Source organism: Brunnivagina elsteri CCALA 953 (genome assembly GCF_002289455.1).
GTDB lineage: Bacteria > Cyanobacteriota > Cyanobacteriia > Cyanobacteriales > Nostocaceae > Brunnivagina > Brunnivagina elsteri.
This window is the reverse complement of sequence record NZ_NTFS01000306.1, coordinates 1-8,165: the sequence shown is the minus strand read 5'-3', so window position 1 is coordinate 8,165 and position 8,165 is coordinate 1. Positions and strand designations below refer to the sequence as shown.

The following is an 8,165-nucleotide window of genomic DNA, read 5'->3' as shown; positions in this document are numbered from 1 at the left end:
AGTCTGGGAACGATGAAACCCCAGACATTCCCGTCCTCTTGGTTGGAAGCGAAGCCTCTCAGAGGGCATTCCCAGGCAGAGCCTGGGAATGAGCAGGAAAGAGTATAGAAAGCTTAAAACCCTTGCAAATAGGACTTGTGTGTACACCGTAGGCTCGCGGGGAGGGGGAAATATAGTCCACAGTCCAGTTCCCTCCTCGCGAGCGGGGAGGGTTAGGGTGGGGTTCTTTTATTCTGGTGATGATTTTTCCAAACGTTATTCCCGATCAATTTTTTGGGAATACTAAAGCTGTGTTCCGGCAAAGGATTGGTATATGAGTGTGCTACGGATTCAGTTGGCTCAATTAATCAAACAAATGACCGATGACGAACTCCAACTGGTTTGGAATGCTGTTTATGCCTTACATAGCGATTATCAAGTTCTCAAAGCCATCCAAGAAGTAAAGCGAGTCGAACAGCCAGGGGATTCGCTTACCCACGAAGAAGCAGTACGATATTTGACAATACCGCAAGGAGGGGGAAAGTGAATATAGAAGTTCGCTATGCACGTTCCTTTTTAACAGATTTAAGTAGCTTACAACCTGCCACATATCAGCAAATTTACAGTTTGGCTTTTGTCGAGTTTCCCCAAAAAGGACAACTATACTACTTACCCCAACTACGACAAATTGATGGAGAGGGGATATTTTATCGATTTACCCTAGATAAATATTTGATTGGAATTGAACTGCGGGGGGAAATTGTTAAGTTTTTGCGAGTGATACCAATGCCAGATGTTTAATGCGAGCAGATGGGATAACACTTAAAACTGTATAAGGGAGTTAGGGGATCGGCGAACCCTTATCTTAAACTTGTTCTTGAAACTAACTTTATTGAGATTTCCCTATGGACGCTACGACACTATGGCAGCGATACCAGGAATGGCTGTATTTCCATGACGGATTGGGGTTTTACCTCGATGTGAGTCGGATGCGCTTCGACAATGCGTTCGTAGAGACTTTACAACCGAAATTCGAGAAAGCTTTTGCCGACATGGTAAAGTTGGAACAAGGTGCGATCGCAAATCCAGATGAAAACCGGATGGTGGGACATTACTGGTTGCGGAACCCCGATTTAGCACCGACTCCCGAAGTGACGCAAGAAATTGTCAGTTCGATCGAACAAATCGAAGTTTTTGCCGAAAAAATCCACACTGGAGCTATACATCCTCCCAAAGCTGCCCGATTTACCGATATAATTTCCATTGGTATTGGTGGTTCGGCACTTGGTCCTGAATTTGTCGCTGAAGCACTCGCTCCCGATTTTCCCCCTTTAGCAATTCATTTTATCGATAATAGCGACCCTGCGGGCATCGATCGCATCCTTACCTATCTCCGCAACAAGCTTTCTAGCACTTTAGTATTGGTGATTTCCAAATCTGGGGGAACACCAGAACCCCGAAACGGCATGTTGGAAGTCAAAAAAGCCTATGCTGGACAAAATTTAGATTTTGCAAAGTATGCCGTTGCTATCACCATGTCTGGTAGCAAACTTGACCAACAAGCCACAGCCGAAAACTGGCTGATGCGCTTCCCTATGTACGATTGGGTAGGTGGACGCACTTCCGAATTATCGACTGTTGGTTTAGTTCCCGCAGCCCTCCAAGGTATCGATATTAATGCCATGTTGGAAGGGGCAAAGGAAATGGATGACGCAACCCGTGTCGCCAATCTTAAAAGTAACCCTGCTGCATTACTGGCTTTATCATGGTATTACGCAGGTAATGGCAAGGGTGAAAAAGACATGGTTGTTCTTCCCTACAAAGATAGTTTGCTGTTATTTAGCCGCTACTTACAGCAACTCGTCATGGAATCATTAGGTAAGGAAAAAGACCTAGATGGCAACACCGTATACCAAGGAATTGCCGTTTACGGAAACAAAGGTTCCACCGATCAACACGCATACGTCCAACAACTACGGGAAGGAGTACCCAACTTCTTCCTAACCTTTATCGAAGTTTTAGAAGATAGACAAGGTTCATCCCCCGAACTCGAACCTGGAATTACGGCAGGTGATTATCTTTCAGGATTCCTTCAAGGAACCCGGCAAGCACTTTACGATAACCACCGAGATTCCATCACTTTAACAATTCCCCAAGTCAATCCCCGTACCGTCGGTGCATTAATTGCATTATACGATCGCGCCGTTGGTCTATATGCCAGCTTGATTAATGTCAATGCCTATCACCAACCGGGAGTTGAAGCGGGAAAAGTAGCGGCAGCAGTGATTCTGGAACTACAAACCAAAATTGTCAGCGTTCTACAAAGTGAGAAAACTCCGCTTACTATTGCCCAAATAGCCGAAAAAGCTGGTGTTGTTGACAAAATCGAATCGGTTTACCTGATTTTACGCCACATGCAAGCTAACAATCGTGGTGTCACCTTCCAAGGTAACTTTAGCGAACCTAGTAGTCTTACAGTTGCGATAAGCAGAGCTTGATAGATGTAGCTTATATATCATAGAGAGTGCATTTTTGTTGCTTTTGCAACATTTTTTTATGGCTGAACATCTAAGATTAAAGATAGCTCTTTAGTTCTAAGTATGTTCAGCCTTTTCTATTTTGGGTAATAGGTAATAGTTAATCAAATAATATGAAGCTGCACATTATTTGACCTTTCCATACCTCCCCTTACTAAGGGGAGGTGCCACAGGCGGTGGGGTTATTTTATGCATCTTCATATTAAATTGGTATTAGTGGGTAATAGACGAATACGGAAATATAAACCAAAAATACATAATAAATAATCAATAACCAGGGGATTTATATGAGTCAAGCAAGAGGAATTGAAATCCGTTATTTAGAGTCGATTAAAGGGGGAATGGCACAATTTTTTACCCCTCAAGCTAGCAACGAAACAATGTTAGTACAGGTTCCAGCAGGTGCGATTGATGACTTATTTGTCCACAAGTCACAAACCGACCAAATATTAGTAGTCAAAGGTGAATTTGTACTAGTTACATTAATAGACAAAAAATATCAATATATTCCCCTAAGTGAATATCAACCTGCGGTAGTTAAAATTCCCCCTGGAGTATTACACGGAGCAATTAATTTGAGTTCTGTTCCTTGCGTAATCGTGAATGCAGTATTGCGTCATCGTCCACCACAACCAAACGATTATATTCCCCGTCCACGTCCATACGAATATGATTTAGATGCAGCAAAAGCCTCATTGGCAAAATTTGCGGCAATAAATTTGATGAAATAGGGCAATATTGACTTTGGGATGATAGTTAGCTAACAGGTAAATCGCGGAGAAAATAAAAGCGATCGCGTCTCCAATCTTCTCCTTTAATTCGTCCCAAGTAACCTGTAAGTGGTGATGATAATTCGATTAATATTTCGTGTAAATCTCTAGATTCTAATGCTTGAAGTGGTTTAGACATTACGTATGCTGCATGAAGCGCTTCAACTCCTGCGCGTTCGTATTTAGTTTGTTCGAGATAATTTTTCAGGACTTGTATGATATGCGATCGCAATTCAATCTCTTTTTCTATCTTTTGGATATATTCTTCAAGCTTTACATCAATTTGACCTGGTTCTAAATACTGTTTCAATTCAAATAAATTTATCGAACCAGAATATTTTGCATGTAATTCAACTAATTTTTGTAATGTCATCGCATTAATAATACTAACTTTCCATTCTTGAGCAGATTTGAGAGTATCTGATGAAGGCTTACCGGGACCAATTACTAATTTTGCGGAATCAATAAATTTATCTTTTCCTAAGTGCTTTCCCCCCAACTTAATCAGTTCTTCAACTGTGCGACTGGGAATCAATTTACCTGCTTTGCACTCACAAACTAATGGATATGGTTGGGAACAAAACAAATCTAAACCACCTGCACCACCTTTGTGAGCAGTATCAACCTTAAAACCTAAAAAATCAAGACTGCGACGGGTGATATTTTCAAAGTCAGTTCCAGCTCGGTAATTTGTTTTTCTCTCATCTAGTTCAATACTGCGATCGCCTAATTTTGCGATCGTCCCAATCCAAGCTAAATCTGGATTCGGTTGTTGGGAAATTTGTTGACTATTCCAACCCAAAAATTCTTGAATATCCTGTTGTAAGTTTTTCGCAGCAGAGCTATTTATTTTTAAATATTCTAGTTCTGCCTGTAATTGTTCTAATTCCGGATGTTCTGGTGGTTCAAGTTGTTCTAGTTGTTTGCGACGAAATGCAAAATTATTATCTGTTAAAACAGGCTTCATTTCTGATACTGTCAATGACTTAGATAAACTAATGAATTTTCCCAGTTTTTCTTGAGTTGCTGTCATCTCTTGTGACTGTGGCAGATGATAAACACGCAAGTAAGTAAAGAAAATATGCTGATTTCGTAGTAAAATTTTCTCGAATGCTTCTTTTTTCCAAACTGTCAACTTAGATAAAATATCCAAAGATTTACTACCATCTAATACTTGACATAATTCACATTTTGCCCAAGTTTTAATCTGTATATTTTCACTAGCTAATAGAGGAAGCTGTAACTGTTCATCTCCAGGAAATAAAGTTATTTGCTGAGGTTGTAGTAACGCACCATGAGAATGCGGAAATATGTTTTGAACAAATGGCAAAAAGCTTGAGCGATAGTATTGCTCATCAGGAAGTTGAACAGTTTTGAAATAGGAAGGATACAGAGCAAATTTTTTTCCAGGATGTACAAATGTTTGAGCGAAAACTACTATTGTACATCCCTGAATTAAAGCCTCAATATCAGGAGCATATAAACATAAAGCTGTACTAATTACACTAGAAGTACTCATAAGCCGATTTTAGATAATAAGTTATCAACCATATCACTAACATCATCACTTTCATTTAAATTTTGTGTTGGTGTTTCGGGAAGAATATCTTCATCAACTAAACCAGATGGGACTTGTCCCGATGGATCGCTGAGAATTTCACGAATTAAATAGTTATTCATTGCAATTTGCTTCTCAATGACAAATTTGGTAATTTCGCTTCCGCTAACCTCATAATCTGTACAAGCTTTACTAACAAATAATATTGCTAATAACGGTTTAATATCTTCGCTTGAAAGTTTAATAAATTCTCCTGCGAATTCATTAGATAGAAGTGTGTCTAAGTATTGTTTCCCTTTTGTATTATCTTTGACATCCTTTGAACGAATTAAACAACCACGAGTCATATCAAACTTTTTATAATCGATTAACCGACTCAAAGCAGCACTCACAAACCTAGAACTAGATTCTTGTAATACTGCTACTACTATTTTGACTATTTTCCCTTCTTCTTTTCCAGTTACCTTAAAATGTAAATAACCTTTATCTACGCTTTTGAGTTTTAATTCTTCGACTTCTTCTATTTTGACTTTCTCAATAGTTTCTCCCTTCAGAACTTCCATATTGAATAGTAAAGCTTCTGCAATAAGTTTACTATCTTCAAAATATTCATCAATTGTTTTATCAAGTGCTACTAGTTCTTTCTCAAACGCTTTTTGTACTTGGTTCTCCCTTTCACCTGGTTTTTCCCCAGGGAATTTCCAATTTTCAGCGCACCACTTCAAAACCTTTCTTACAATAGGCTTTTCCTTTCCAATTTCTCGCAGTTCAGCTTCATTAAATGGATAAACAGGATAAGATGGTGTCAAATTTTTAGAAGTATAAAAATCATCTAACCAATGAGATACAAGAGCAACTACATCGTCACTATTAAGATGTTGTAAATCAAAAGTCTTCTCACCAATTCTATCTATAACAGCTTCTGCTTGAGGTAAGACTTTTACTTGATCTTTCCACGTAGTTGCATACATATTTAAAAGTAAAACACCTCGCTTGACTTTACTGTAAAGGTCTTTTGCAAATAATGCGATGACTTGCGCTCTAGTAAAACCCTGCTCATTGCAATCAACACTTTCTAGCTCATCAAAACTAATTACTGTCGTTCTATAATCACCAATTAAATTCAGTATTTCACATATGGTTTGAAATGCATCTGACTCTTTATCTCGTAAAGAACTATTTGGTAAACCCATCGCATCAGCTTGTACTTGGGCTAACTCTTTTCCTGATAACCAATTAATTGCAAATGAAGCTCTATCCGAGGAAAGCGTCCATAATATTGCCTGGACTATATATGGATTTTCAATATGCGGTTTTATATTTAATGCCGCAGCAGTCATAATATCAATTATATTGGGATTTTTGGCTAAAGCACCTGGAAATTTTTTAATAAAATGTTCTGGTGAGTGATTTGATTTATATAGTTCATTAACTAAAGCAGCAGCTAATTCTTGCCATTGCATTACACCTTGGCTGCCAGGTTGTTTTAAACTAATTGCTAAAGTATTTAAAAATTTAGAACTAATTCTGTTTAAGTCCCCATAATCAACCTCGCTCATATATACAAAAAAGCATTCTCCTTGTTTTTGGAGAGAATGCCGGATACGGCTAACTAAATGACTTTTCCCTAATCCTTTCTCTGCCTTGATTGTAATACCAATAACAGAACGTTTTCCCGATTTAACTTGTTCGATGGCTTGGAAAACTGCATCAGATGCATAAGCATTTATGGAAGGAACATCAGGGAAGCTTTGATTCCAGACATCATGACTTCTAACAACTAATGAGCGATCGAATGGATTGTAGTTTTCAATGACTTTTTGTAAGTCTGATACTGAAGAAGAAGAGTTAGTCATAATTCTGTAGTTATTTGAAATTTGCGAAGAATAAAAAATACAAAATAAAACTTATGAACTTAGACGTTGAGCATAACAGCGCAATCCGTTGACTTTTGTTGTAATTGAATCTTCTATTTTGTCTGGAGCGCTATCTTCAACACTTCCACCTTGAAGCTGTAAAATATCATTAGTTTGCATCTCCAACAGCCAATTATTGAATTCTTCACGGGTAACTTTTTCACCTATTTCTCTTCTAATTCTGTAAATAGGTACTAAATCATCCATGTTGTAGTTTTGATTTAGCTTGTCGTAGATTTCCAAAGCAACCAACTTAAACTCGTCATAAGACGCGATCGCACTCTTAACCCCATTAACTAATTCAGGTGTACTAACACTTGTACTATTTGTCTGTCTCATCCATCTCAACAGGGCATTTGCTGCCCAAGTACCAACAATAGTCCCTTCAAAGCTGAAATCTGAACTCTTTAAACCTTCACCTAATGCCTGTAAACCTTTGTCTGTAAGGGAAACATTAACTACCCGCTTATTGCCAACAACCGCGATTGCACCTTCAGTTTCCAATTGCTGGTAAATTTTATCGTACACACCAGCGTTTGCTTTTTTACGTCCAGCGCGATCGCTTAATTTTCCTTTGGTAACTTTATTTTCAGTTCCAGCTAAACCCCACAAAGCCAAAAGCAAGCGAGTCTGCACCTTAGTTGCTTGCAAACGATTATTATCCGAACCCATACGTATTCCTTTTTTTACCGATTATCAATATATTAATTCTTTTATTTTGACATTGGCTACTTGCGTATGTCAGGTAAAACGATTACAAAACATCAAAAGATACATCATATACATAAGTAAAAAGCGATACAGTAAATCCGTATCACCAAAACAAGTGCTATAAAAAACAGGGGCGAAACTTGATGCGATCGCAAAAAAAACAGATTTTTTACTTATGTCAGTGGAAAAGATGGAAGTGTACTTCTTAAAATTTGTACTTTTTCAGTAATTACTTCTAAAACTCCATCTAAATTGTTATAAACTTCGTTATTATTAAACCTCAAAAATTGAACCCCAATTGATTCAATTAAAACTTGTCTTTCTTTGTCATATTTAATAGCATCATCTTGAAAGTGACTCTCTCCATCAATTTCAATAGCCAGTTTTAATTCAGGACAGTAAAAATCAATTACAAATTGATTTACGCTGTATTGTCTGCGGAATTTGCAAGTCTCAATTTGCTTACCTTTTATTTTCCCCCACAAAATATTTTCTGCCGTTGTCATATTATTCCGAAGTTGTTTCCGCTTATCTTTTTCGGAGGTTTTATTATAAATCTGAGTCATTAGAAAAAAGTTTTTTATAGCCTATACATCAATCTTATCCTTTTCTCTCCCCTTGGCAAGGGGAGAGATGCCGAAGGCAGAGAGGGGTAAAAATATTGGTGATTTCAAACAATATTAATTACCCCTCC

At 37.9% G+C, this 8,165-nt stretch carries 8 protein-coding genes; 4 read left to right on the top strand and 4 right to left on the bottom strand.

Going from position 1 to position 8,165, the window contains the following annotated elements:
- Nucleotides 1–313 precede the first annotated feature (313 nt).
- The 4 genes from CK510_RS22040 (at nucleotide 314) to CK510_RS22025 (ending at nucleotide 3,247) form a co-directional block, all read left to right on the top strand.
- Complete coding sequence (locus CK510_RS22040; protein ID WP_095723736.1) at nucleotides 314–526, top strand: hypothetical protein; 213 nt, start codon at nucleotides 314–316, stop codon at nucleotides 524–526.
- A gap of 2 nt (nucleotides 527–528) precedes the next feature.
- A complete protein-coding gene (locus CK510_RS22035) occupies nucleotides 529–780 on the top strand; it encodes a cytotoxic translational repressor of toxin-antitoxin stability system (RefSeq protein WP_095723737.1) in 252 nt (83 codons plus the stop codon).
- Between the two features lie 104 nt (nucleotides 781–884).
- Nucleotides 885–2,477, top strand: coding sequence for a glucose-6-phosphate isomerase (locus CK510_RS22030; RefSeq protein ID WP_095723735.1), 1,593 nt, complete (start codon nucleotides 885–887; stop codon nucleotides 2,475–2,477).
- A 326-nt stretch (nucleotides 2,478–2,803) separates the two neighbouring features.
- Nucleotides 2,804–3,247 (top strand): cupin domain-containing protein, encoded by a 444-nt coding sequence (locus CK510_RS22025; protein ID WP_095723734.1) that lies wholly within the window; start codon nucleotides 2,804–2,806, stop codon nucleotides 3,245–3,247.
- 25 nt (nucleotides 3,248–3,272) lie between these two features.
- On the opposite strand, the gene CK510_RS22020 is transcribed toward CK510_RS22025, so the two are convergent.
- The 4 genes from CK510_RS22020 to CK510_RS22005 all read right to left on the bottom strand — a co-directional run bounded on the left by CK510_RS22020 (nucleotide 3,273) and on the right by CK510_RS22005 (nucleotide 8,037).
- Complete coding sequence (locus CK510_RS22020) at nucleotides 3,273–4,805, bottom strand: DUF1802 family protein (RefSeq protein WP_095723733.1); 1,533 nt, start codon at nucleotides 4,803–4,805, stop codon at nucleotides 3,273–3,275.
- Nucleotides 4,802–6,700: a P-loop NTPase fold protein gene (locus CK510_RS22015; RefSeq protein ID WP_095723732.1), complete on the bottom strand. Its 1,899-nt coding sequence runs from the start codon at nucleotides 6,698–6,700 to the stop codon at nucleotides 4,802–4,804. Before CK510_RS22015 ends, CK510_RS22020 begins: the two co-directional genes overlap by 4 nt.
- A 51-nt stretch (nucleotides 6,701–6,751) precedes the next feature.
- Nucleotides 6,752–7,432 carry a hypothetical protein gene (locus tag CK510_RS22010; RefSeq protein WP_095723731.1) on the bottom strand — a complete coding sequence of 227 codons (681 nt, stop codon included), beginning with the start codon at nucleotides 7,430–7,432 and terminating at the stop codon, nucleotides 6,752–6,754.
- Between the two features lie 212 nt (nucleotides 7,433–7,644).
- Entirely contained in the window at nucleotides 7,645–8,037 is a 393-nt protein-coding gene (locus CK510_RS22005) for an endonuclease domain-containing protein (RefSeq protein WP_095723730.1), read from the bottom strand.
- Nucleotides 8,038–8,165 lie beyond the last annotated feature (128 nt).